24 protein-coding genes are annotated in these 24,536 nt (G+C 48.1%); 5 read left to right on the top strand and 19 right to left on the bottom strand.

Translation table 11 applies throughout. The annotated features are described in order from the left end of the window. Positions 1–77: 77 nt before the first annotated feature. Together EL633_RS08770 and EL633_RS08765 are read left to right on the top strand one after the other, a co-directional pair. Positions 78–332, top strand: a complete 255-nt coding sequence (locus tag EL633_RS08770) for a hypothetical protein (RefSeq protein WP_126626816.1) — start codon at positions 78–80, stop codon at positions 330–332. Positions 333–749: 417 nt separating this feature from the next. After that, positions 750–1,187: a hypothetical protein gene (locus EL633_RS08765; RefSeq protein ID WP_126626815.1), complete on the top strand. Its 438-nt coding sequence runs from the start codon at positions 750–752 to the stop codon at positions 1,185–1,187. Positions 1,188–1,287: 100 nt separating this feature from the next. Here EL633_RS08765 and EL633_RS08760 read toward each other — a convergent pair whose 3' ends face one another. The 7 genes from EL633_RS08760 to EL633_RS08730 form a co-directional block, all read right to left on the bottom strand. Continuing rightward, positions 1,288–2,106 carry a DUF4231 domain-containing protein gene (locus EL633_RS08760; protein ID WP_218027445.1) on the bottom strand — a complete coding sequence of 273 codons (819 nt, stop codon included), beginning with the start codon at positions 2,104–2,106 and terminating at the stop codon, positions 1,288–1,290. A gap of 246 nt (positions 2,107–2,352) precedes the next feature. Next, positions 2,353–2,703: an endonuclease domain-containing protein gene (locus EL633_RS08755; RefSeq protein ID WP_126626814.1), complete on the bottom strand. Its 351-nt coding sequence runs from the start codon at positions 2,701–2,703 to the stop codon at positions 2,353–2,355. A 408-nt stretch (positions 2,704–3,111) separates the two neighbouring features. Further along, on the bottom strand, positions 3,112–4,542 hold the full coding sequence (locus tag EL633_RS08750; RefSeq protein ID WP_126626813.1) for a hypothetical protein: 1,431 nt from the start codon (positions 4,540–4,542) through the stop codon (positions 3,112–3,114). 118 nt (positions 4,543–4,660) lie between these two features. Then, positions 4,661–4,876 carry a hypothetical protein gene (locus EL633_RS08745; RefSeq protein WP_126626812.1) on the bottom strand — a complete coding sequence of 72 codons (216 nt, stop codon included), beginning with the start codon at positions 4,874–4,876 and terminating at the stop codon, positions 4,661–4,663. 17 nt (positions 4,877–4,893) lie between these two features. After that, the gene (locus tag EL633_RS08740) at positions 4,894–5,091 is read right to left on the bottom strand and encodes a hypothetical protein (RefSeq protein ID WP_126626811.1); all 198 of its coding nucleotides are present in this window, start codon (positions 5,089–5,091) and stop codon (positions 4,894–4,896) included. A 462-nt stretch (positions 5,092–5,553) separates the two neighbouring features. Continuing rightward, the gene (locus EL633_RS08735; protein ID WP_126626810.1) at positions 5,554–5,796 is read right to left on the bottom strand and encodes a hypothetical protein; all 243 of its coding nucleotides are present in this window, start codon (positions 5,794–5,796) and stop codon (positions 5,554–5,556) included. A gap of 4 nt (positions 5,797–5,800) precedes the next feature. Next, on the bottom strand, positions 5,801–6,013 hold the full coding sequence (locus EL633_RS08730; RefSeq protein WP_126626809.1) for a hypothetical protein: 213 nt from the start codon (positions 6,011–6,013) through the stop codon (positions 5,801–5,803). A gap of 133 nt (positions 6,014–6,146) precedes the next feature. On the opposite strand from EL633_RS08730, the gene EL633_RS08725 reads away from it, so the two are divergent. From EL633_RS08725 to EL633_RS08715, 3 genes are all read left to right on the top strand, one after another. Beyond that, entirely contained in the window at positions 6,147–6,380 is a 234-nt protein-coding gene (locus EL633_RS08725; protein ID WP_307720617.1) for a helix-turn-helix domain-containing protein, read from the top strand. Between the two features lie 82 nt (positions 6,381–6,462). Next, positions 6,463–10,128, top strand: coding sequence for a type ISP restriction/modification enzyme (locus EL633_RS08720; RefSeq protein WP_126626807.1), 3,666 nt, complete (start codon positions 6,463–6,465; stop codon positions 10,126–10,128). Positions 10,129–10,152: 24 nt separating this feature from the next. Next, complete coding sequence (locus tag EL633_RS08715) at positions 10,153–10,818, top strand: hypothetical protein (protein ID WP_126626806.1); 666 nt, start codon at positions 10,153–10,155, stop codon at positions 10,816–10,818. On the opposite strand, the gene EL633_RS08710 is transcribed toward EL633_RS08715, so the two are convergent. The 12 genes from EL633_RS08710 to EL633_RS08655 form a co-directional block, all read right to left on the bottom strand. Beyond that, a complete protein-coding gene (locus tag EL633_RS08710) occupies positions 10,819–11,067 on the bottom strand; it encodes a hypothetical protein (RefSeq protein WP_126626805.1) in 249 nt (82 codons plus the stop codon). It lies immediately after the preceding gene. 26 nt (positions 11,068–11,093) lie between these two features. Beyond that, positions 11,094–12,089, bottom strand: a complete 996-nt coding sequence (locus tag EL633_RS08705) for a tyrosine-type recombinase/integrase (protein WP_126626804.1) — start codon at positions 12,087–12,089, stop codon at positions 11,094–11,096. A 268-nt stretch (positions 12,090–12,357) separates the two neighbouring features. Then, entirely contained in the window at positions 12,358–12,843 is a 486-nt protein-coding gene (locus EL633_RS08700; RefSeq protein ID WP_126626803.1) for a hypothetical protein, read from the bottom strand. A 78-nt stretch (positions 12,844–12,921) separates the two neighbouring features. Next, on the bottom strand, positions 12,922–13,584 hold the full coding sequence (locus EL633_RS08695) for a biotin/lipoyl-containing protein (protein WP_246039109.1): 663 nt from the start codon (positions 13,582–13,584) through the stop codon (positions 12,922–12,924). 90 nt (positions 13,585–13,674) lie between these two features. After that, positions 13,675–15,300, bottom strand: a complete 1,626-nt coding sequence (locus EL633_RS08690) for an MDR family MFS transporter (protein WP_126626802.1) — start codon at positions 15,298–15,300, stop codon at positions 13,675–13,677. 474 nt (positions 15,301–15,774) lie between these two features. Continuing rightward, positions 15,775–16,326: a hypothetical protein gene (locus EL633_RS08685; protein ID WP_126626801.1), complete on the bottom strand. Its 552-nt coding sequence runs from the start codon at positions 16,324–16,326 to the stop codon at positions 15,775–15,777. A gap of 77 nt (positions 16,327–16,403) precedes the next feature. Then, a complete protein-coding gene (locus tag EL633_RS08680; RefSeq protein WP_126626800.1) occupies positions 16,404–17,063 on the bottom strand; it encodes an efflux RND transporter periplasmic adaptor subunit in 660 nt (219 codons plus the stop codon). Between the two features lie 74 nt (positions 17,064–17,137). After that, positions 17,138–18,775 carry a DHA2 family efflux MFS transporter permease subunit gene (locus EL633_RS08675; RefSeq protein ID WP_126626799.1) on the bottom strand — a complete coding sequence of 546 codons (1,638 nt, stop codon included), beginning with the start codon at positions 18,773–18,775 and terminating at the stop codon, positions 17,138–17,140. A 131-nt stretch (positions 18,776–18,906) separates the two neighbouring features. Then, a complete protein-coding gene (locus EL633_RS08670) occupies positions 18,907–19,521 on the bottom strand; it encodes a TetR/AcrR family transcriptional regulator (RefSeq protein ID WP_126626798.1) in 615 nt (204 codons plus the stop codon). Positions 19,522–19,709: 188 nt separating this feature from the next. Beyond that, a complete protein-coding gene (locus EL633_RS08665; RefSeq protein ID WP_126626797.1) occupies positions 19,710–21,242 on the bottom strand; it encodes a protein kinase family protein in 1,533 nt (510 codons plus the stop codon). 4 nt (positions 21,243–21,246) lie between these two features. Continuing rightward, a complete protein-coding gene (locus tag EL633_RS08660; protein ID WP_126626796.1) occupies positions 21,247–23,514 on the bottom strand; it encodes a PP2C family serine/threonine-protein phosphatase in 2,268 nt (755 codons plus the stop codon). A gap of 29 nt (positions 23,515–23,543) precedes the next feature. Beyond that, entirely contained in the window at positions 23,544–24,431 is an 888-nt protein-coding gene (locus tag EL633_RS08655) for a vWA domain-containing protein (protein WP_126626795.1), read from the bottom strand. Positions 24,432–24,536 lie beyond the last annotated feature (105 nt).

Genomic DNA, 24,536 nt, shown 5'->3' with positions numbered 1-24,536 from the left:
TTACAAATAATTCGTTATAGTGTTATAATCAGGTATAGATTGCAATAGCCATGAAATATTTAAGAGGAGCGCACGGGATGACAGATAAGATTGACCTGGAACAATATTATACAGCGAAGGATGCGGCGGAGGTGCTGAGTAGAAATAGTGGTAAAGAGATTGATCCTGCATATATCCGCACATTAGCAAAGTATGGCAAGTTTACACCAAAGAAGATCAACAATCGATTGAGCCTCTACCCGAAATCCCAGGTTGATGCGTATGTAGTTGAAGAGAGAGGCGAGAAGTCAGGGCGAGCCAAACAAGAAAAGGCACGAACAAGAGAAGAATGAGAGCCGAGGACATGAGCCGTATGAGGTCGCCTGACGGTTGTGGTGTATGTGGATGCTATTATGCTGCCATAGTATTTTGATCTTTGTAGACACCCTTTGCTTCACTGCGTGACTTTGGGCGATCCCATCTAGGGCAGTTGCCTTACAAAATAACCTCTAGTTCTAAAATGTTCCCCTCTTGCACGCCTTTTCCTTCACCATATTGCTTGTAACAATCACCTCTCTTAGTAGGGCAGCACCTGGGACGCTCTAAACTAGCTTATCTGTAGCAAATGCTATTTTATGGGATGGAATTCAGCGGATGATAAGGAAGGAAGTAAGTAATAAGTACATGAACACTTTGTAATTCTGTGGGTTATGCGTTAATTTTAATATAAAAGAATTTTGGGATTTTTATGTTAGGAAGCAAGCATTTTTATGAAGCAAACGAAACTACAATTTCTAGGTGACGTAAGATGGCAAGGTGCAGGTGTAATAGTAGCCATTGTAACCCTTGTATTGACAACCATTTATTGGGCGGTTCCCAGCCCACAAATTTTTCATTCCTCCCAAAATGCTCTCACACCAACTCCCGTGTCTACAACCACTCCAATTTCAACACCCGCTCCCACGGTTGTTCAAAGCAAACCGGCTACTCCAACGGCCACTAATGGCAGCAAATCAAAAAGCGGCGTATGTATAAGCATCAACTTTAGCAAAAAGCCTCCGGTTGGTAAATATGCATGTACCACAGATGAAGAAAATACACAATCCCGAAACGTTTTTTTCTATTGTGTTTTGATCAGTTTGGCGTTGTTTGTTTCATTTTTACTTCTTCTTTTGTTTAAGCTCATTGTTGATTTTATTTTTGATTGATGGTATCGTTTCAAATTTTTGAGAAAAAACAAAGAACCATACTACGCAACGGATTATAAGACTGCGGGGATTCATTACTTAGTATGGCCCTGTTGTCAGGTTAGGCTACTTCTTTAGTGTCGGTGGATTGTTCCAACTGCTGCTGCCTTTTTGTTTGCTCTTCTCGTGATTGTTCGACTCTCTCCGCGAATTCTGAGAATGCTTCGTCTGGCTTATTTCTATATTCTTTATAGTGCCTGATTCCCAATTCGAGAGCTGTTTTTTCCTGTTCTATATAGTCGGCAGTTTGCTGCATGTGGTAACTTCGTTCACGGAATTTAAAGAAACCCATGATCGCTGTAATCAAGCTAACGATGAAGCTAAGAAGTGGCGCAGCCCAGGGTATTTGCCAACCCAGCTTTGTATCAAGACCACTTGTTAGCCCAGTGACTAGTAGAGAAGTGATAATCACTGTAAGTTGACTGATGAAATGGAGAACGCGATTAACTTTTGATTGTTGGCGATAATCTTCAATAATACTAGGAACTACAATTTTCTGATAGAATTGATGATATTGTTGGGTCTCCAGGCTCTGAAGCCAGACTTCTTCTAATATTTTTTGCTGGCTTTTAATACCCGCAATCTCTGTTTGATGGTTCCAGCTACTTGTAAGTGTCATGCGCCCAACGGAAATAAAGCCAACAAGGAAAGCTAGAATACCCGCACCTGCCAGGAAACTAAGAAAGCTCCAATTTGAATTAAGGTAGTTTGCCCCTGCAATGCCTACTGCGAATAATAAAACAAGCGCCAGTGCTGTCAACCACCATCTACCTAGCATGCGTCTCTCTTGATTTAGTATAAGCTGCTTTTCACGCCAATTCCTTTCCAACAATAAACGCGTTTGATGATAATCATATTCTGATCCATTGTGTAGCTGCATTATTACTTACCCCCCAGGTAATACTAACAGAAAAGATGTAAGAGGATTTATAGATGCATTTACCCTAACAATATTTTATTGCATTTGGGGGGTAAAAAGGATTGGATAGTTCTTTGAATTTTAAGGTGTCTTAGCGTGATTTTTGGCGATCGTAGCATACCAAGCGAATGGTAATAGTATCTTTAGATAGAGTCCAGGCTCGCCACCTGACTATCTTGGATGACGGGCTGCTCGTTGGTCACTGGTTTATAAAGTTCCCAAATTATAAACGTTTCTCTCTATTGTTCTCCTGGCCCTGTAGATGCTGCGGACGGGATCACGATAGACCTGACTCCCTGTGAAGCGGATAACAGTCCATCCCCAATCTTCTAGTCGTTGCTGACGGTATTGGTCACGCTGGATTTGTTCGGGTGTTGAGTGGTATGCAGCTCCGTCAATTTCAATAATCACACGGCTCTCCAGGTGGGCAAAGTCCGTATAGTATGGACCAATCTGGTACTGGCGGACGAGTGTATAGGGGATGTTGTGTTTGATCCAGAAGTACAGGAAACGCTCTTCAATGTAGGAGGTAGGGGGAGTGAATGACTGAGAGGACATGACGAAGCCTTTCTTTGATGGGTGGAAAGAGGAGTAAATGAGGCGGGGACGTGTGAAGGCCGAGGAAATGGTGTGAAGCTAGAATGGCGGAAAGTGCTAATGTAAAGGTGGCGGGATCTATAATGTGAAGTTAGCGGCGGTCCAGGTGGAGCTAATGTGAAGCTACGTTACCCTTGTTTCTTCGGCTTCCCCGGCGGGTTGAGTGGGGTTGGGTGAAGGACGTGGAGGAATGAAGATGATAGATTGATTGATTAGATTTTATTCAGTCCGTCATCATCCATCTATCTCCTTCACATCTTCACAACCTCACCTCATCCCAGTCCCCAGGCCGGTGACAATGGTGAAGGTATAATAAGGGGAAACTCACACCCTCACCGCTATCACTTCACATTTGCCGTACATATATCTTTAGTAAGCCGCGTTTTCGAGGAATGCATCCCCCATATACGGCCTAACAATACTCATGATCTTCTCTTGATTAAGCTCATATTCATTCCCTGTTCGTGTATGCTTGGGGGCTTGGGGGATTAAGTGCAACCTCTTCATGTCGTTGACTAATTTTCGTTCACTGCTGACGTTCTGCTTAAGATAACTAATTGTTACCGTGTCCTGTGTGTCTTCGGCCCATTCAGGTTGCTCAGATTGTTCCGATCTAGACGTTTTTCGCGGCTCCAGGAAGACCCCGTATAATTGTTTGGGCGTGAGTGACTCATCACTGTATCTAGTTACCCATGCTGCAAACTTCATGATATGAGCATCAAATCCGCCCTCTGCATCCTCTTGTTGTTCCTCAATGCTCTCAACAGCTAACTCATTAACAACACTAAGCGCATCATCTGATACCAGTTTTGCCATTGTTGCCAGGGGAAGCCATTTATCGAAAGTACGTCCTGAAAGCTCATGCCAGTTGTCTTTGAGATTATACATGGTGCTTTCTACATCCCGCCATTGGAGAAGTAACAAGTTGTATAAGCTATCCCGAAGGGGAGACCAGACCTCCTCGTTCTCAAGAGATCTGCGCAGTTTACGTTCATCTGCATTTGAGCTCTTTACGAGGTCGAGACGAATACACCGACTACGCAATGGATGTGATTTAAATCGTTGTGTAGAGAGCAATACACGCGGATTAAAGATACGGTAGCTTGTTGGTGCAAAGGATTTATGTGCTCTACCTTCGGACACTTCTACTGTCGCTTCGGTCTTACTACAGCCTGATTGAAGTTGTCTTGCAAATGCGTCACCAGAGCCAAGTTGTGCTAAGTGGTCTGTCTCGGCAATGATCTGTGTATATCGACCCTCGTGTGCTCTACGAAAGATAGTTGATGGCGTTGGGCTACCATCCATCTTCCCATTAAAAGCTATTTTCGAGAGTGCTGCGCCAGCTCTGCTTTTACCACTTGCTGCTGGACCTCTAAAATGAAGAATTGGCAAAAAATCAAAGAGCGGTTGAAAGTACGTCATCATTGCATAAAGTGTGATGACAGTGAGGTAGCGGTTATCAGTCATTACTAGCACATTGCCAAGCGCATCATAGATCTCCTCATATGTCTGCTGCCAACTCGGTGCTGTTAATGTGCCATCAAGAAAACGTTGAATACTTTTAGTGCTCCAGCGAGACCCACATTGAAGTTCGACATCCGCAAATGTTTCTAATCCCCGCTTGCGTTTCTCGTTGGCCCAATCATCCGCATCAAAAATTGCTTTCTCACTTGTAATGACTGCATCAACGGATCGACCTTTCTCATCCATCACTCTTGCTGTTACATACACAATATCATTCACGATATCGAGAGCTGGGTGCATCTGAGTCAGTCGGTCTTGTTCGTTGAAAAGCTTCATGATCATAATCCTTTTCTTAGTCCAGTCGAGTCTAATCCTCTCAGGGCTGAAATCCAAAATGAAGAGACCCCAATCAAAGGTGAGGTCTCTGTTTCTTGTTTGCCTATTAATTTCTTTGTTACATGCGGATGCGTCGGTTTGTATCGTTTTGCATATGATTGACATCCGCCATGATTTTAATTGAGAGATCTACTGCACAGTTGCTATGGAGTGTGATAGCTCCTGTACTGCCAACTCTGTGAATTGCAGGATAATTGATGGTAGCCCCACAATAAAAGCAATAAGGTTGGGCTGTTCCCTGGTAAGGATGGTCGATACTGCGGAGATAAGCCATGATAAATCCTTTCTAAATTAATGGTTTGGTTGAGTATTCATGCGCTTTTGTTGATATCCGTATGCTAGAAGCAATGTTTGTAACACTGCTGGATCAATTAATCTGTAGCGTCCGACTTTTTGTGTGGGTATGCGGCCAAGCTTGTAGTGATGCCAAACAGAGTTATAGGGCACACCGATGGCTTTAGCTGCATCCTTCAAAGGTAATAAGGACACAACATTCCCCTTTCGTGACTGTGGAAATGAAATGTGAGCAGAGATTTGAGGATTTGAATTATTATCTCTGCCTTAATTATACCCAATAAGGACACCTAGAAATACACATTTTTGGGCCAATTTTGCTAACCTGTAAAACCCATAATTCTTGCTGTACTTATTCTATTTCAATCCTAATTAAAAGCCATTTCTCAACAATTTCAAGGGGATTTTTGACCATTTCGAGGCTATTTTACGAGGTCTTTTGTGTATGATTGGGATGCAATTTGAGCTAGAAAAAGAGGAGGTGTATGCTAAAAAATCATGTAAACGAGCAGACAAGAACTTTCCGGTGTGTGAGCCACTAATGCCTGTAAGTATTGCTCAATCATTCCTATCTACTTAGTAGCAAAACAGAGGGCAACCGAACATAAAAATTCGGCCACCGAAATAATATTTTCGACAACCGAATAAAAAGATTCTTCAATGAATATGCGACTCTTCCCATACCACAATATCAACATGTTCCGTCGTTAGTTCTAATCCTGTGTGCCGGGCCAGGGCTGCAACAATCTTTTCCGCATCTCGCTGGTAGATAGGTTTGCGAAGGAGTGCATGATACACGGTCGTGGTTCCAAGCTCTGCAAGCGTGGCTATGGTAGGAATATCAAAGTAATGGATGGTCCTGAACTGCTCTAACGTCGGCTTCTTCTTTCTCTCTTCCATCGCTCTATCCTATCGCTTGAATGTATACCTCAACAGCAATTTTCGCTGCTTCCTGCTCACCTACAATAGCCGCTAGTTGCTCCTGTAAGCCTCCTATCGAGTTGTACCGGTTCGTGATAATGTCGTGGGAAGCAGCGACCCTGAAACCGCTCATTGCCTGCCTCATTGCCTCACATTCCATCTCTATCTGCCGCCTCAACAATGCAACTTCACTCATATAAAGATTCCCTTTCTCATTCCGATATTGGTTTTAAAGACCACCCCTTAAGTAATACCATTACAAACCAGCTTACGTCAACAACCTAGCTGTAGTAGTATCAATTGCATCTATTGATTTATGAGGTAGGAATTTGTTGCGATTGCGTGTAAAAGAGGTTGCCCAAGATAAGGGAATGGGATTGGCGAAGCTTTCAAGGTTGTCTGATATCTCGTACAAAACGATACAGAAAATCTGGCGCAATCCCTACCATGATGCCTCACTATCTACCCTCAATCGCATCGCCCGCGTGCTTTCGGTACCTGCGACAGAACTGCTAGAGGATATATCTGAAGATCAGGTGCCAGAAGAATATCATCTCTACTAATTTATTTGTTTCGCCTGTTTTGATTCCTCTTTTAAGATCATCATTTGTATGTAGGCTCTGAGTTCTAGCAAGGAATGCTGTGATGACGACCAATACATTGGAGTTGTTCTATGCGTATGCCAATGAGGATGAAAGGCTACTCAAGAAGCTCAATAAGCACCTCTCGCTGCTCGTTCGCCAAGGTTTGATCTCCCCCTGGTCTTCTCAAAATATCACTGCTGGAACGTTGTGGGACCAGGATCTTCGCTCTCACTTGAAAACCGCTGATATTATCCTTCTTCTCGTTAGTGCTAACTTTATTGCCTCTGACTACTGCTATAGTGTTGAAGCCAGGGAAGCTTTAAGACGCCACCAAGCAGGCGAGGCACATGTTATTCCAATCCTTCTCCATCCCTGTGACTGGGAATATGCTCCTTTCGCCAAATTAGAACCTTTGCCTAGCAATAGAAAGCCTGTTAAAATGTGGACAAACGAAGATGCTGCACTCACCAATGTCGCTAAAGGTATCCGTAAAGTCGTCAATAAAGTAAATGGAATAGTAGATTCGGAAGCCGATCAAGAAGCTGAGAGCAATAAGAAAAGTGCCAGGGGTGGGGAAGCTGGGAGAAGGAATATGGCGCGTACACCACAGAACATTGATAGAAATTATCTCAAGAAGATCGTCAGGCAATATAAAGAAGAGTTAAAAGGCTACCAAGAAGTTGCTAACTACGAGCTGGGCCTACGTGCTGCATTCCAAAATATGCTATCTACTGTGGCAAAGTATTGTGGGTGGTCGCTTGCTCCTGAGATGACGATTGATAAGATACGCCCGGATGGTGTTGTTCTGGATGAGTTTCGTATTCGTCGTGGGTATTGGGAAGCCAAAGGACCAAAGGTTAATCTAGATGAGGAGATTCGCAAAAAGATCGCTACGGGCTATCCACTAACTAATACCCTTTTCGAGGACAGTAGGCGAGCAGTTCTATATCAGGGAAAACGCAATACACCTAACGAATATGACTTGTCAGATCAGAACCGTGTTATTGACCTCCTCCGCGATTTTTTCACCTATGTTGAGCCAGATATTGAGAACTTTGAGGAAGCGGTTGACGAGTTCAAAGAGCGGATACCAGAACATGCCCAGGCTCTACTCAACATTATCAAAGAAGAACATAACCTTAACAGGAAGTTTCAAGTCGCTTTTGCTACCTTTGCCGAAGTCTGCCGCACTGCACTTAATCCAAAGATGAATGACGAAGCTATCGATGAGATGTTAGCCCAGCATCTTCTAACGGAGCGCCTCTTTAGTACTGTATTTAATAACCCCGACTTTGTACGCCGTAATGTTATTGCCGCAGAGGTAGAGAAGGTTATTGATGCGCTGGCTAGTCGCTCATTCAATCGTACGGACTTTCTCAAGGTTCTCGATCGCTTTTATGTGGCAATAGAAAGGGCAGCGAAAGGTATTGAGAGTTGGGGTGAGCGGCAGGAATTTTTGAACACTGTTTATGAGCGCTTCTTTCAGGGTTTCTCTGTCAAGCAAGCAGATATACATGGTATCGTCTATACACCGCAAGAGATCGTTGACTTCATGGTAGAGAGTGTAGACGAGGTACTGAAACGCGAATTTGGCAAGTCTATCGAAACTCCTGGCGTAAAGATCCTTGACCCCGCTACTGGTACAGGCAACTTCATCGTCAACCTCATCCGCCGTATTGACGAGTTCTCGCTGGAAAAGAAGTACAAAGAAGATCTCTTCTGCAACGAAATCATGCTTCTACCTTATTACATTGCTTCTTTAAATATTGAGCATGAATACTACGCAAAGATGGGCCAATATGAGCCGTTTGAGGGTATCTGTTTCGCTGATACATTGGAGTTAGCTAAAGAACAACAACTCTCGCTCTTTGTTGAAGAGAATACTGAACGTGTGCAGCGAGAAAAAGATGCAGACATTATGGTAGTTATTGGCAATCCTCCGTACAACGTCGGACAGATGAATGAAAATGATAACAACAAAAACCGCAAATACCCAATTATTGATGCCCGTGTCCGTGAAACGTATGTAAAGGCATCAACAGCCTCAAACAGAAACGCATTGTCAGATGTATATGTGAAGTTTTTCCGCTGGGCTGCTGATCGCCTAGGTAATCGAGATGGTGTTGTTTGCTTGGTTACAAATAATTCCTTCGTTGACCAAATAGCGTTTGATGGTATGCGCAAACACCTCTTGCAAGATTTTACCCAACTTTACCACCTTGATTTACATGGCAACGTACGAAAGAATCCAAAGCTCTCAGGTACTACTCACAATGTGTTTGGTATTCAAGTAGGGGTAGGAATTACAATAGCTGTACGCTCCTCGAAAAATGTAGCACGAACCCTCTATTATTACCGCGTCCCAGAAAACTGGCGTAAAACAGAAAAATTAGCGAACTTGAAAGAGAATAGGAATATTGCTGGAGTAGATTGGTTGGAGTTGCAGCCAGATATCAATAATACATGGATTACTCAGGGTTTGCATGCTGAATTCACAAGCTTTTTACCTGTTGGGACCAAAGAGGCGAAATCTGCTCAGAGCATAGGTGGTTTTGAGGCTAAGACTATTTTTAAATTATATTCACAGGGGATACAAACGGGTCGTGATAACTGGATGTATGACTTTAATGTGCGGAGATTAGCCGACAAAGCTAGCCGGATGATTGAAACGTACAATGTAGAGGTTGCACGTTGGATTATAAATGGACAACCAAAAGATATTGATAACTTCGTGCTTTCAGATGAAACAAAAATAAAATGGAGTAGCCGCTTAAAAGAGTACCTGGGGCGAAAGACCAAAACTACCTTTGATCCAAAGAAAATACGAAAATCTCTCTATCGACCATTTACGCAACAAAATCTATATTTCGACCGTATCATGACGCATCGGCAAGGTGCTTTTCCTCGCATTTTCCCCAACTCTAATAGCGAAAAAGAGAATCTTGTCATTTGTGTGCCTGGCCTTGGTGATAGAAAAGGATTTGGTTGCCTCGTCACAAACCTTATTGCTACTTTAGATTTAGCTTTTGAAAAAGTGCAATGTTTCCCCTTCTATACTTATGATGAAGATGGTAGTAACCGCCGCGAGAATATTACTGATTGGGCGCTAAAACAGTTTCAAGACAAGTATGGGGTAGGGGTAACTAAATGGGATATCTTTTACTATGTCTACGGCATACTGCATCATCCACAATATCGGAATATATATAAAGATAACCTCAAACGATCATTACCGTATATTCCTCTTTTACTGGACTTGGAGGCTTTTGAGGTATGCGTGAGTGTGGGTAAGCAGTTGATGGACATGCATGTGAATTATGAGCAGGCAGAAGAGTATCCGCTGGGGCTTGTAACTGACAAAAATATTCCGCATTCTCAGCGCCTGCGTGTCGAGAAGATGAAGCTCTCAGCAGATAAAACATCGCTCGTTTATAGCAAAGGGTTAGCACTAGAAAATATACCTCAAGAGTGTTTTGAGTACCGCTTAGGGGGTCGCTCTGCGCTGGAGTGGGTGATTGATCAGTATCAATTCTCGCTCGATAGGCGCAGCGGTATCGAGAGTGATCCTAACCGTCTGGATGATCCTCAGTACATTATGCGTCTGGTTAAGCAAGTTGTGACGGTGAGTGTGAATACTGTAGAGCTGGTGAAAGAGCTTGCGGAGGCAGTGACGGCCGAGGATTGGTTAGGCGAGCAAGCGGAAATTACCAATGAGGCATCCATTTAAAGATTCATGGAGTAAGGTACTATATTGGATTGGCTAACACGAAATATACAAACCATACTGAGCATCATTTCAGCCTTTGGAACAATGCTTAGTGCTATAGTTGCGTCCATTGCTTTGAAACAGGTTAGTTTAAGCCGAAAGCAATTACAATTAATGACGGATGCGACGTATGATGCTCAGAAACCTTTATTAGTGATTACTCCCGGTTTACGAACTATGGCTCCGGGTGGAAAAATAGATACAGAAACAAAGGCTCAATTTGTAGAGTTGAAGAATGTAGGGACGGGTGTAGCCACAAATATTGTGGGCGCTATGTTTTTATGTGGGTCTTCTGGTAATCATAAATATTTCACTTCCAGGTTCAGCGACCCTTTAATGCAAGGCGAAAAGAATGAGCGAGTAGGTTTAGCTCTTAGCGAGGATGTTGTTAGACTAGACGGGCGGCAAAAAGTCGATAATCACTATACCTTATATGCGCCCGAAGATGCAGTTATGCGTGTAACTGTTACGTATCATGATATTTTTGGTCGCAAGCACGCAAGTATATGTGATTTTTTTACTCAGTGGGAATCGCGTAGTGTCGCATTCTTATCTAATATTGAGCATGACCTGGAGGACTTACGTCTCGTTAGCAGCAATGTAGGGAAGAAGAGATCTAAAGGGCTATTGCTCTCTAGATTCTCTTCATAATTATTGCTCAGAAGCGGTTTCAATGATGTCAGAAGGCAAGACGATGAATGGGAAACCACCCCGCTGATCTGCCTCGACAATGTAATGCGTTGGGATCTGTCTGCCCGCTATCACTCCAGGAGCACATACCCATATAATCATACCTGTGTACGTCTCCCCTTTTTCTGTGAAGGTGATTCGCTCGCCCTTCTTATGATCGCTATAGGTGGCTGCTGGTCCATACAGATCTTCTAGCGCCTGATCATCCATTCAATCGCCTCCTTTATTTCTCCGGCTTATCGCTTCAAGCTATCGAGCACGCTGTCAACGTTCCTGGCGTCTTTGGCCTGGAATGCTCTCAAGTAGTTCTCCGTGACCATAACTGAAGTGTGCCCCATCAATCTACTAAGCTTATAGAGATCGCCGCCATTTGTCAGGAAGGTTACAGCAAAGGTATGTCTGGCAGTGTGTGGACTGCATCGTACTCCCCTCACGTGTCCCCAATCTCCAAGCCGTTCAAAAAGCTGCAAGAGTCCTGATGCTGTCATCGGCTTTCCTGCTCGGGAGAGAAATACGCGCCCTTCCTGGTTGGTTGCGTCTCGGTAACGGTGAATATATTTGTGGACTGCGGCTTTGGAGTTGTTCCCAAGCGGTACCTCTCTCCACTTGTTTCCTTTGCCGAAAACCTTAAGATAGGATTCTGATTTAGAGAGATAAACGTGGTCAAGAGTAAGGCCGCAGAGTTCAGAGGCCCTGATCCCGGTGTCAAAGAGGACCGCAAGTATAGCTTTATCCCTCTGTATCATTTCCTCATTATACTCATTCTTACAGGCTTCAAAGAGGGCACGTATCTGATCAGGGGTAAAGATCTCAATAACCTTCTTATCCACCTTTGTCATCGGCATACGTTTGGCTAGCTTCTCATTGACCACATCCTCTAAATCCTCTTCATTGCTGCACCAGTTGAGAAAGCTCTTTACCACCTGTGTATAGCCGTGTTGAGTATATGTGCTGAGCGGCTTACCTGTCTGTGGGTTAGTCCGTGTCTTCAGGTGTTCTGTAAATTGCCGAAGATGGAGAACTTTCAATGTGTCCAGGGTAAGATTCTTTTCTGTACACCAATCGCTGAAGACTTGAAGTTTTTGGAGATACCATTTCTGTGTTTCGGCGGAGAGGGAAAGGACTGCATAGGAATAGGCTTCAATTGCCCAGGCTACTGTCATCGGCTCCTGGATCTCGGCGGCTTGTTTTGGTCGGGTAACCACTGATAACCTCCTCTGCGAAATAACCATCGCTCTATCTGCTTGGAAATCTCGTCAAGGCAGGTGTGGAGCGGGTTCATCACAGGGGGTGGTTAGGAAACCGACGCTCTATCCACTGAGCTACAGCCCCGCTTACTTTATCATAACATACGCAGCGCTATCATTCAATCCTCTTTTTAAGCCGGTCTAACTTATCGCATATGTGCCATTAGTGCAAGGGAGAGCACAAGTTGCCACCCCTCTAGCGTTGCATGGCTATGTTGGTTGTTATATGCATGCAACGCTAGAGAACTAGTCTTTATGACTCTTCGTGTGAATCTCCGGGAACATAGCTGCCGCCGGAATAGAATGGGGTGCTATTGTGACGGCCACGTGTGTCCATACCTTCGATAGTTCCACTGAGTTCAATCAGGCTACGCTCGATTTCCTGAGACTGGCGCTGCAATGAATGGAGCTGGCCAGCCAGCTCATAGACGCGCCGATTTAAGGCCGGGACGCTGGTATCCTGATCATAGTAAGTGGATGCGTCATGATTAGTACTTGCGCCCTCCAATTCATCCACTCTTCTGTACTCGGCTGGTGCTGGTCTGCTGGTAGGTGTGGGTGTGGCGGGAGCGCTTTCAACCTGTGGATCCGGCTTTGGAGTAGCCGCCACTGGCTGTGTTTCCCGCGTGCGGGGAGGAAGCTCATACGCCTGTTTCTCGCGATTATCACCACGGGCCAGAAAAAAGGCCAGCGCCAGCGCCACGATCGCAACTGCAATAAGTCCACCAATAATAAGCATACTTCTTCTTTACTCCTCTTTAATGAGAGTGCGCGACTGCCGCTGAATCGCCATAGCATTCAACGGCAGCCTGCGGTCTTAGTGCACGTGGATCGTTACTTCCGCGCTCATACCAGGTACGATGTTGTTACTACCGGCTCCATCGAGGCTGATCACGATCGGAATACGCTGTGAGACCTTGGTGAAGTTGCCGCTGGCATTATCTGTACTGGGTAGCAGCGAAAATGAGCCTGCGGTCGCTGAGACGATGTTCTGGATATGACCTTTATAATTGGTGCCACTGAATGCGTCAATGTTAATATCAACATCCTGGTTGACCTTCACATTGTTGATCTGGCCTTCATCTACATAAGCCGTTACCGTCAGATTGCCGAGGTCGGCTACCTGGGCCAGCGCCAATCCAGGTGCGACGGTCTCGCCCTGGATGGCTGGTACCTGAACGATCGTACCGGCGATAGGACTGGTGATATCTACATTTGTTTTCGTACCGGTGGGGGTGGTTGGATTCGCCGAAATCGAAGCGATAATCTGTCCCGCCGTCACTTTATCTCCGAGCTTCACCGAAAGGGTGGTCAGCTCACCGGCCTGGGGGCTACTGACGTTCAGGATTTTTCCTGTGACCTGGGCGTCGTCGGTTTGATAGTACAGGTAGTTGTTGTAGAGCCAGTAACCGACGCCACCGATAATGGCCAGTACGGCGACCAGTATCAATAGAAGAACAAGAATCATACGACGCATCATGCGTTTTCTCCTTTATATCGCAAGCGTGTTGCTGAAAATGTCTTTTTAATGTGTAAGCGCGAGCGGGAAGTTTATTCCCTGTGATGATGTTTAGACCGCCATCATGGCCTCTTCACGTGCCTTGGCTTCCTCATCACTTAATGGTTCTATCTGGGCCGGCTGGCTTTTGCGCCGACCTGAGCTGACAAAGAAGGAGGCGACGATTGCCAGGATTGCTAATGCCAGGCTCAACCAGAAGGCGTCCTGCATGGCCAGCACGTATGCCTGCCGCTGGACCAGACCTCCGATGGTACGCAAGGCTGTGCCATATGCGGCCGTGGTTGAAGCACCATGTGAGATAAAGAGCGCCTGGAGACGCGGTACCAGTTGTCCGAGTGGAGAGTCTGGTGTGACGCGCTCGGCCAGATGGGCATAGTGTAGCTTTGTCTGGCTCTGTACCAGGGTGGCGACAATCGCTACCGCCAGCGAGCTACCTACAAAGCGCAGTGTGGTGCTGACCGCTGTGGCCTGGGCCAGCATACGCGGTTGAATCTCTGCCAGCGCCGATACCATCAACGGCTGTAAACACAATCCAATACCAAAGCCGCGTAGGATCAAGAGCCATTGGAATGAGGTATAGGGAATATAGAGATCCAGAAAGGTGAAGCGCCACATCGAGATGGCTGTCAGGATCAGACCAGGAATAACCACGGCCCGTACACCAAAGCGGTCCACCAGACGTCCACCGATTACAACGGCGAACATCGAGGCAAAGGCTTGCGGTAAGAGTAGTAGACCAGCCTGGAAGGCACTCAACTGCCGTAGATTTTGTAGATAGACAGGAACCAGGAAGAGTCCACCAAAGAGCGTAAAGGTTACCAGGATACTGGCAAAGCTACTGGTGGAAAATGAGCGATTACCGAACACACGTATATCCAACAATGGCTGCTTCTCGTGTCGAGCACGGTCCAGCTCCACAAAGATAAACGTGGTCAGCAAGATCGCACCCGCGATCAAGCAGCTCAGTACCGTCCCTGAAGTCCAGCCATCGGTACTGGCCGAGGAAAGTCCGTAGAGCAGCAATCCCAGTCCTGAGGCGGAGAGGAGGAAACCAGGAATATCAAAGCTGGTTCGCGCCTCTGCCCGCGCTTCACGGATGAAGATCGCAGCCAGGATCAAGCCGATGATGCCCAGTGGTAGATTGATATAGAAGATCAACTGCCAGCCGGCAAAGGTTACGATATAGCCACCTAGCGTAGGGCCGAAGGCCGGTGCCAGTAGGATCGGAATACCCAGTACACCCATCGCCGTTCCACGCTCAGCTGGCGCGAATTCGCGATAGATCAGAGTGATGGCGAGTGGAGAAAGGAATGCTCCCGTCATGCCCTGAATTAAGCGAAACACAATCAGGACCGGCAGACTCCAGGCTATGCCGCAAAGGGCCGAGCCAATCGTGAATCCTGCCAATGAGAGCATGTAGAAGCGCTTGATACCAAGACGTTCCGAGAGAAAGGCTGTGAGCGGGGTCGCCACACCCTGGGCCAGCGTATAGCCCGTGAGCACCCACTGGACGCTATTGAGGTCCGAGCCAAAAGCGCTTTGCAAGCGCGGAATCGCGATGTTGACGATCGTGCTATCCAGAATACTCATAAAGATTCCAAATACCACTACGCAAGCCACAATCCATTTATATGGTAATCCTCCCTGCCGGGGAACGGCAGGTGCAGCCATCTGCATAGTCAGAAACTCCTTGTGTCATACTCTCTAATCCGGAGCGTATATGCGCGATTAGACAGTATTTGATATTGCCATATGTATATGTAGCCATATAGCTAATAATCTAAAGCATGCATTAGATTGTGTCAGAGTTAGACGTGATAGTTGCTATCAAGCAAGTGACCAGACGGTTTTCATTTGACTGCTTAACGTTAAATTTGACTTGTGTAAAGAATCGGTGACTCTACAGTCATCAATTTACCAGAAGGTCAAATCAAAGTCAAGAGGATAGGTGGGGTTAAAATAAATTGCTGGGGGTCTTCTCGCCTTGAGGTGAGAAGACCTTCGGCAATTTATTTTAACGGTGGGTGTGGGTTTTATGGCTGACGCCTCGCGCCTGCGGCGCTCGCTTCTTTTTTAAGGGGAAGCTGGCGAGGCGGTCGCGACCGCCTCGCCAGCTTCCCCTTAAAAAATTAGATAGTTGAGAGTATTTGTTTATTCGCTGTAGGGCATTGAGGGGATGGAGGAGTTGTTATGGGTTGGGTTTGTTGGGCTTTGTAGGTGTTCGATGATGCCGCTGAGTTGGACCAGGCCTTGTTCGATGTCGCGTTGCTGGCGCTGGAGGATGTGGAGCTGGCCTGCAAGTTCGTATAAGCGGCGATTGAGGGCGGCTACATCCTGGGTTGGCTGTTGGGCGGCTTGCTCTTGCTGCCAGTAGTTGGCTGGCTGGCTGACCTGCATGGAGTGGTTGCCGTTGAATTCGGGCATGGCTGTGGTATGCTCCCGGCTGATGTCAGGCATGTTAGGATTCTGGGGGAATTCCTGCTGTTGGTCCTGACGTCTGGCTTCAGGGGCTGGGATGGTCTTTGTTTTGTCGATAGCTGGTTGCGCGGGCTGGGCCGGTGTCTCTGGCTCTGGCTCTGGCTCTGGCTTTGCACTGGCACTGGTAACCCTGGCTGGCTTTGTATTGTTACCACCACGTGATAGGAAAAAGGCACCTACCAGTGCAAGCACGGCGACTGCAATCAGTCCTCCGGGAATCAACATTCTTCTCTCCTTTTAGTGTACATTGATTGATGGATAATCCTTTTATAGGGGATTATCCATCAATCAGGGATTTGCTTTTAGTGAATATGGATGGTGACCTCGGCACTCATGCCGGGGACGATGGTGTTGGAGCCGTTACCATCCAATGTGATGACGACCGGGATACGCTGCGCGACTTTGGTGAAGTTGCCGCTGGCGTTGTCGGACGAGGGTAGGAGTGAGAACGAGCCGGCGGTGGCTGAGACGATGTTCTGCACGTGACCTTTATAGCTGGTGCCACTGAATGCATCAACGCTGATGTCAACATCCTGGTTTGGTTTGATGTCGTTGATTTTGCCTTCGTCGATATAGGCCATGACGTTGAGGTTGGCGAGATCGGCTACCTGGGCTACGGATGTACCTGGAGCCAAGGTCTGTCCCTCAACTGAATTCGCCTGGACGACGGTCCCATTGATGGGACTGGTGACGTCGATGGTGGTTGGTTTCGCGCCTGGAGCTGCTGGCGCGGCTGTGATGGTGCCGAGTACTTCTCCAGTGGTGACTTTATCACCCAGTTTCACGCTCAAGGTCTTTAATTGACCGGCTTGAGGACTGGTGACATTCAGGATATGCCCGCTGATCTGGGCGTCATCGGTTTGATAGTACAGGTAGTTGTTGTAGAACCAGTAGCCGACGCCACCGATAGCTGCTACAACGGCGACTATGATTAACAGGAAAACAAAAATCATGCGACGCATTGTGCGTGGTCTCCTTTTAAGCGTAAACGTAAAATTTTATATAAGATCTATGGATGTTGTATCGATTATCAGGATTAGACTGCCAGCATGGCTTCTTCACGTGCCAGTTTTTCTTCATCGGTCAATGGTTGTTCTTCTTCCACGACCTGTTCCACCTTCTTCTTCCTGGATTTACCACTGACGAAGATGGAGGCGATAACGGCCACACCGACCAGTATCAGGGTTACCCAGAAGGCGTCCTGCATGGCCATCACATAAGATTGCAACTGGAGCCGACCGCCAATATATTTTAAGGCGGTAGCGTAAGCGGCGGTCGCTGATGATCCTTTTGACATCAGCACGGCCTGCATCTGGGTGATGAAGGTGCCGGTTGGCGAGTTGGCGGTGACGCGCTCGGCCAGATGGGCAAAGTGCAATTTATTCTGCGATGTCACGTAGGTCGAGATTACCGAGACGGCCAGTGAGCTCATGACAAAGCGGAACGTAGTGTTGACCGACGAGGCCTGCGAGAGCATCTTTGGCTTGATCTGCGAAAGCATCGAGACCGACAACGGCTGTAAACAGAGTCCCATGCCGAAGCCGCGAATAATCAATGCCATCTGGAACGATCCAATTGGCTCGGTGAGATTGATCGAGGTGAGCATCCACATGGCGAAACCCATGATCAAGAGACCAGGAATAACCACGGCGCGCACACCAATTTTATCGACCAGACGACCACCGATCAGGACCGCTAACATCGAGGCAAAGGCCTGTGGCAGCAGGACGAGTCCGGATTGATAGGCGCTCTCTCCGCGTAGTGACTGCAAGTAGACCGGTATCAAGAAGAGGCCACCATAGAGCGCAAAGATTACCAGCGTACTGGCGATGATACTGGTCGTGAAGACACCATTACCGAAGACCCGCAGATCTAGTAGGACGGCCTTGCCCTGTCTGGCCCGTGATAGTTCTAAAAATGTGAAGATTGCCAGACAAATCAGGCCACCAATGATACAGCTAAGCACAATCCCAGATCCCCAGCCGGAGGTACCAGCATCGGATAGACCATAGAGGACGGCCGCCAGACCAACGCCCGCAAAGACAAAACCCAGGAAGTCAAAATTAACCCGCTGCGCCTGACTTTCATGTAGGAAGAAGAATGCCAGTAGCGTACCAACGATACCAATAGGCAGATTTATATAGAAGATTAGCTGCCAGTCGGCGTAGGTTACCAGATAACCACCTAGGGTAGGGCCGAAAGCTGGCGCCAGCAGAATTGGAATACCCAGGAAGCCCATCGCGGTACCGCGCTCCTCAGGAGGAAACTCCATGTAGAGCAACGTAATCGCTAGAGGAGACAGGAATGAACCAAATACCGCCTGAACCACGCGGAATATGATCAAGGTCGAGAGGCTCCAGGAGAGTCCGCACAACGCCGATCCGAGCGTAAAACCAATTAATGCGACAAGATATAAACGCTTATTACCAATGCGACTGGCCAGATAGGCAGTCAAGGGGGTTGCCACACCCTGAGCTAACGTATAGGCCGTTAGCACCCACTGAACACTGGTCAGGTCTGCACCAAATGCGTTCTGCAATCGAGGGATGGCTGTATTCACAATCGTACCATCGAGGATGGTCATGAATAAACCAAAGATCACAACGATCGCAACTATCCACTTATACGCAAGTCCCCCCGACTTTTCCTGCGGAGTTACTGTAGAAACTTGCATAACGTGTTTGCTCCTTACAACGTACACTATTTCAATAGAATTTAAACATGTTTATAGAAAGAACATAGCATTTATGGTGCCATGTTCTGTTAATAATCTCATCATTGAGTGATCATTACAGCCAGATGTATTTATGCAGTGGCTGCGGGAGCTGTAATCCCATGAAGGTAGATACACTTCAAATTATCCACCAGATCTTCATATTGAACGGAGAGGCCCTGGTGGAGATTTTTAAACAGGCGCGAGACAATGATGCCGAACAATGCTTCCTGCATCACCTCGGTAGAGAGAGCTGTATTAAACAGGCCCTCTTCTTTCCCCTGGTCCAGAATGGCTGCAATGTTTTTGCGTACAGTAGCAAAGGCATCTTTTATCTCAGCATGTACTTCGGTTTCTAAATCGGCGGCATGGCGTAAAATGAAGAACAAAGGATGCTTATCAACCAGTTGATGGCACAACTCATCGATTGCCATGGACAACTTGACCTGCGCACCCTCCTGCATTTGCGCTATGCGCGCGGTTTCACTCTGTAGATCCTCAAACTCACGCTTAAAGAGGGCGATCATCAAAGCTTCTTTGCTCTCAAAGTGTTGATAAAGAGTCCCCTTTGCCACTCCGACCCGCAAGGCGATCTCGCCCATCGAGGTATCGAAGTACCCGCGCTCCAACAACAACTCCTGTGTTGCCTGTAAGATCAGGTTCTCGCGTTCTTGCCGCTGCTTTTCTTTAAGCGATTGATATATCATTTTTTTGACCAATTTCCTTGAGACATATTTTTCTGGTCATGTCAGTTGATTTCTGACCCCAAACATCAAAGTTTGACTGTACAAATTTCTTTATGACTTCACAGTCATTAATTTACCAGAAAGTCACCTTAATGTCAAGTGGTCACATAGAAGCAAGTTTGCTCGTGGGTAAAGAAGATGAATATTTGTTATGATGGGCGTAAATTATGGCCATCATGGGCGGTTTGGAGGCGGGTTTGTTCGGGGGTGGAGAAGATGAAGGCGTGGGGGTAGGGGGATTGTTGGATGGCTTGATAGGCGGCTATGAGTGCCGTGTTGTCTGGGGGGTCCTGGTTGTAGGCTTGTTGGAATGCGCGGGCGAGGGCGAGGATGGCGCGTTCGCTGGTGGTGACGTTACGACAGGGGTTGAGGAGCGGGTCGTTGTAGGCGCTGGCAATCAGCTGGGGGCGTTTGCTGGCGAGGGCGACTCGGAAGCGGGCGAGGGCGCCGCGCCGCTGTTGGGCTAGTCGGGCTCGTTGTAGCTGGGCGGGTGAGAGGATCTGGGCGTCAAAGTAGCCGAAGTTGCTCAGTTCTTCAAAGGCGGCGGCGATGGCTTCTTCGTCTTCGGTGTCGCAGATCTGCTGAAATGCGCTGGCCTGAGGACTGAGTTCACGTTGCGGGGCGCGTATGGTGCGGCTGGCGGCGGGTCGTTTGGCTGGTATATAGCTTTTATTTACTGGTATGATTGCTGGCTGGCCGTTGGTCAGGTCCATGAGCTGTTCAGGAAAACGGACCTGGTTGATGGGTTGCTGACAGGCGTGCTGGAGCTCTGCGAGGGCTGTATTCAGTTGTGGGTGATCCAGTTGGGCCAGGACTGTGAAGAGGCTGGATTGGGCCGGCTCTTTGAAGTCCTGGCGTGTGAATAACAGGTTGGTGTCCAGTAGCTTACCGTTGGCGTCCCTTTTGCTGTAGCTGGCCCATAACGCGGGCTGGATGCTGAGGGCCAATAGGGCGGTATAGATGACCAGGGCCGAGAAGTCGTCCATGTGGGCGTTGAAGGCGCGCTCGGCCATCTGGGGATGCTGATAGTCGGGTTGACCGAGTAGGATGCGACCGGGAGGATTGGTGACGTCTTCAGCTCCAAACTCGGGGATGTAGACGCCATCATAATCAACTAACAGAAGTTGATTGTTGGCTCCGAGCATGATGTTAACACCGGCTAGATCGCCATGGGCCATACCGCATTGCTGCATGCGCAGTAGCAGTTGTAGACAGCGCTGCGCTAGGTTGTGCAGGGCCGCCGTATCGTGGCGCTGACAATATGCATCGACGGCCTCAAGGAGGGTCATACCATCAACCCATTGCATATCAATGATCGGATAGGCACGTGGCGCTGCTACGCCTTGCTCTTTGACAACGATGCTATCGGCATAATAATGGGTATCGACCGTGATATCGGGTGCCTGCGTAGCAAAAAAAGCGCTGATACGTTCATAGCGATAGCGCATATCCTGATTGATAGGTACACGGAAGCAGCGCAGCGCCCGAACCTTGCCACTCCGTGTAATAAACTTATAGACCACCGCAAAGCCACCCTCAATACCCCAGGGACGCTCCAGGCTGCCAAGTGTCGTACTGGTCGTTACCGTCGCAACTTTTCCCTGCTTCAAATCAGGATCCGCTATTTTCAGACGTGTCGCGGCAAACAGCATCGCCTCATCATAAGCAAGACGTTCAGGCATGCCATCATCCCTTCCACCAGCTCAAGTCCATTACCCATGGACAGGCCATTTCTACACGGCAGCGAAACTCTTCCGCGCCACAACCATGCGTCAACTGCAACCATTCTTCAAGCTTGAGTGATTGTTCCCAGGTCAGATAATCCTCGAAAAGTTGACGATTCAGAAATATCAATAGAATCTCTTTGATCTGTGCATCCGTCAGACCATGTTCCTGGATTAAACTATCATAATTGACCATGGGATTGCTTTTAAAAGCCTGAAAGATGTCAGGTAGTAGTATGTCTGGCAAGAGCGGTAGAGCAGTCCCGCTCTTGTTGGCTTGCACGATACCATTATGGATCAGCGGGGCATTCACCAGATCGTCCAGCGTTATCTGTTCTAACTCGGTAGCGCTTACTTTCTGGTAGACCCAGTGTAAGAGATACGCGCGCTTCACGACACATACTTTTCTAAACCAGAATTCACTGATCGCGGGCACCCCTACCGCTGATCTCGTAGCTGGTGCTGGTGGGATCGGTAATGGTGTTAGCGGTGCTGGTGTGATCGCCAGGACTGGCTGAGACATTGTATTAGATTGTGGAGGCTGCAGTTGCCGTTGTTGTTGTTGCTGCTGCTGCTGCACGCGTCTCTGTTCGACTAATCGTTGCAAGTGTAGTTTCTCTTGATCGGTAAATAAGAGAGCCTCGCTATAAGGTGAGCGGACAATCGCCTCAAAGGCAGTCATTAAAGTGTTCCCATCCTGTGAGCGCCAGGCGTCCATCCATTGATGTGCCAGCAGAACAATCTGCCGTTCTGTGGGGGATAAAAAGGAATGGTCGCGCCCCACGCGATCGGAAGCCATGGCGATCTGTTCTACGCGTTTACTGGCGATGGCTTGTCGGAGTTGGTGGTGGCCCAACTCGCGTTGCATGGCCTGCCGAATGCGCTCCTCAGCCTGATTGGCGGCGATAAAATCGGCGGCATATGGGAGCGATTGAAGGGCCAGATAAGTTTCCACCAGCGCGGCATCATCGTTGGTATGTAACGCCAGCAGCAACGCCTGTTCCAGTTGTAGTTGTTCTGGACTCTTCACGAACACGTTGAGCGCCATATTTCTGCCTGGGGTGACAGCCGGGACCATGGCGGTTGACGTGGCGGACTCATCCAGGGTAACGCCCAGTTTGAGCAGTGTCTTACGCACCGAGGCCGCGCAACTTTCCTCAAGGAGGAGAGGTGCATATTTGCGCCAGACCGGCATAATCTTCTGCACCGCCCGTGGACCATTGATCTCGCGCCGCATAACTGCGAGCACCTCGCGTAGCGCGTCGGCCACGGCACGCGCATGCAGCCATTGATCCTCAGGAAAGACCACACCCTCATGGGCCAGATCCTGTCCATCCCCATAAAGGATCGCGGCCTGCTCGCGGTTCTGGGTCTGGACCGCCTGTAGGAATGTCATTTTGCGCCGTGTACGCATCTCAGGATGATGGATGGCGGTCGACCCTAATGGCTCACCGATCTGCTCGGCATCTGAGCGTAACGTCATCACCAGGGCCGTACAATCATCATCAATCATTGAACCGGATGCGCGGCAGTCCGCGATAAAAGCGGGCCAACTCGCCATGGTCTGTTCCGCCACGGCCTCAAAGGCCGCATGCGGAGTATCCTTGGGCCGGTTGGCGGCCCCGATAATCCAACGCGCCACCGCATCCGTCGCCAGCAAGATACGATCGCCGGGACGGAGCAGCAGATCCATCGCCATTCCCCTCTGGAAATGGCGGTTGAAAACACCTTGTTTGGACGGTAGACTGATCGGCGGCTGATCGAAGACCGCCGCATCAACAATAGGAAAGGACAGCAGTTCCGACGAGGCCGCCGGTTGTACAAAAATACAGCTATCGCCAAAGGCCAGCAGCTTGGCCTGGATCGCCTCACCATTTAAGGGATAGGATGAGAAGACGCGCAGACTGGCCAGGGTCGAAAAACTGCCCTCATTCTGCATTTTCTGCAAAGCATTCCAGGGTAAACCCTCGATACCCGGTAACAACTTCTGAAAATGCTCCTGTGCCGCGCGCAACCACCATTCAACCTCAAAAGGATCCTCACTTAAGAGTGGCGTAGCTATGGAATGATCCACGAGGTGTCTGGCCCAGATATTGGAGAATAATGTGGTGCCAACACCGTCTGCAACCGTTAACAAGCCCTGTGATAGGCTGATCGCAAACGCATCCTCGCATGACTGCTCATTGTGCTCAGATTTCCAGCATTGCAACCTGGTTACTTGTGCATACATACAGTTTCTTACTCATGTTTTCAGAACTATTATTGACTTACATTCAAAGGTTGGGTGGCTGGTACACTGGCAAATACAAACATCTGCCGTACCGAAGCGGCATCACCATTGAAGATCAAGCCACGCGCACCCGGCTGTACAGGACGTCCTAATAAGGACTGTAACTGCTGGCGACTATTCTCAGGGATCTCGCTGGAAACCTCGAATAATAATTGCGCATAAGGATCATCTGGCAACTCTGCCTGCGTGGCAGGATACATAATGGGGGCCAGATTATAGTCCGTAATATGGACATTGAAGAACAGGGCCCGTCCATCATTGGTTGAGATCTCACTAATCTGCTGCGCCAGCTCCAACGGATCGCCATCGCTGGCAACACCATCGGTCACATTAATAATAACGGGCGGATAGCTATCTGGATGACTCGTTGCCCATTCCTGTGCCAAATCTCGTGCTTGCTCTAGCGCCATACACATCGGCGTACCGCCGCCAGCCTTCGCCTTGACCCAGACCGGAAAAGGTACCGTGATCTCGATCTCCTGCCCGATATCATCTATCTCTGTTCGTTTACGCCGCTCGATATCGAGTGGATTCATCTGTAGCTCGGCCAGACTCACAAAGGAGCGACCTTCCAGGTTGCCCTGCAACACCGGCTCCACCGAGATACCCTCATAGCCAAGTACCGCCACCTCCGCGCGTGGCCGCACCTCCGTCGTCCCATCCCGCTGAGCCACCGTATTAGCCACAATCAGCTCATTCAGAAACCCATTCAGCACCGTCGCCACCATATCACACTTACGCCGACCCGCCCCCGCCTGAACCGCCCCAAACGGATCCGCCATCGAACCAGACTGATCCAACAAAAAAATCAAACAACCCGGCCGTGAACCAGCCCAGATCTGTGTATATGTATCCATAGCCTCAAAAAAACCTCTCAAAAATAACCAACCGTAGTATGTAAGAAACGCTCTAGAATGAGAGTATTTGTAGTATACCTCTTATTTTTATGACTTGTGAAATCA

The sequence above is a fragment of the Dictyobacter alpinus genome, from assembly GCF_003967575.1.
Lineage (GTDB): Bacteria > Chloroflexota > Ktedonobacteria > Ktedonobacterales > Ktedonobacteraceae > Dictyobacter > Dictyobacter alpinus.
The sequence above is the reverse complement of the archived record's forward strand: the minus strand, read 5'-3'. Positions and strand labels throughout refer to the sequence as shown.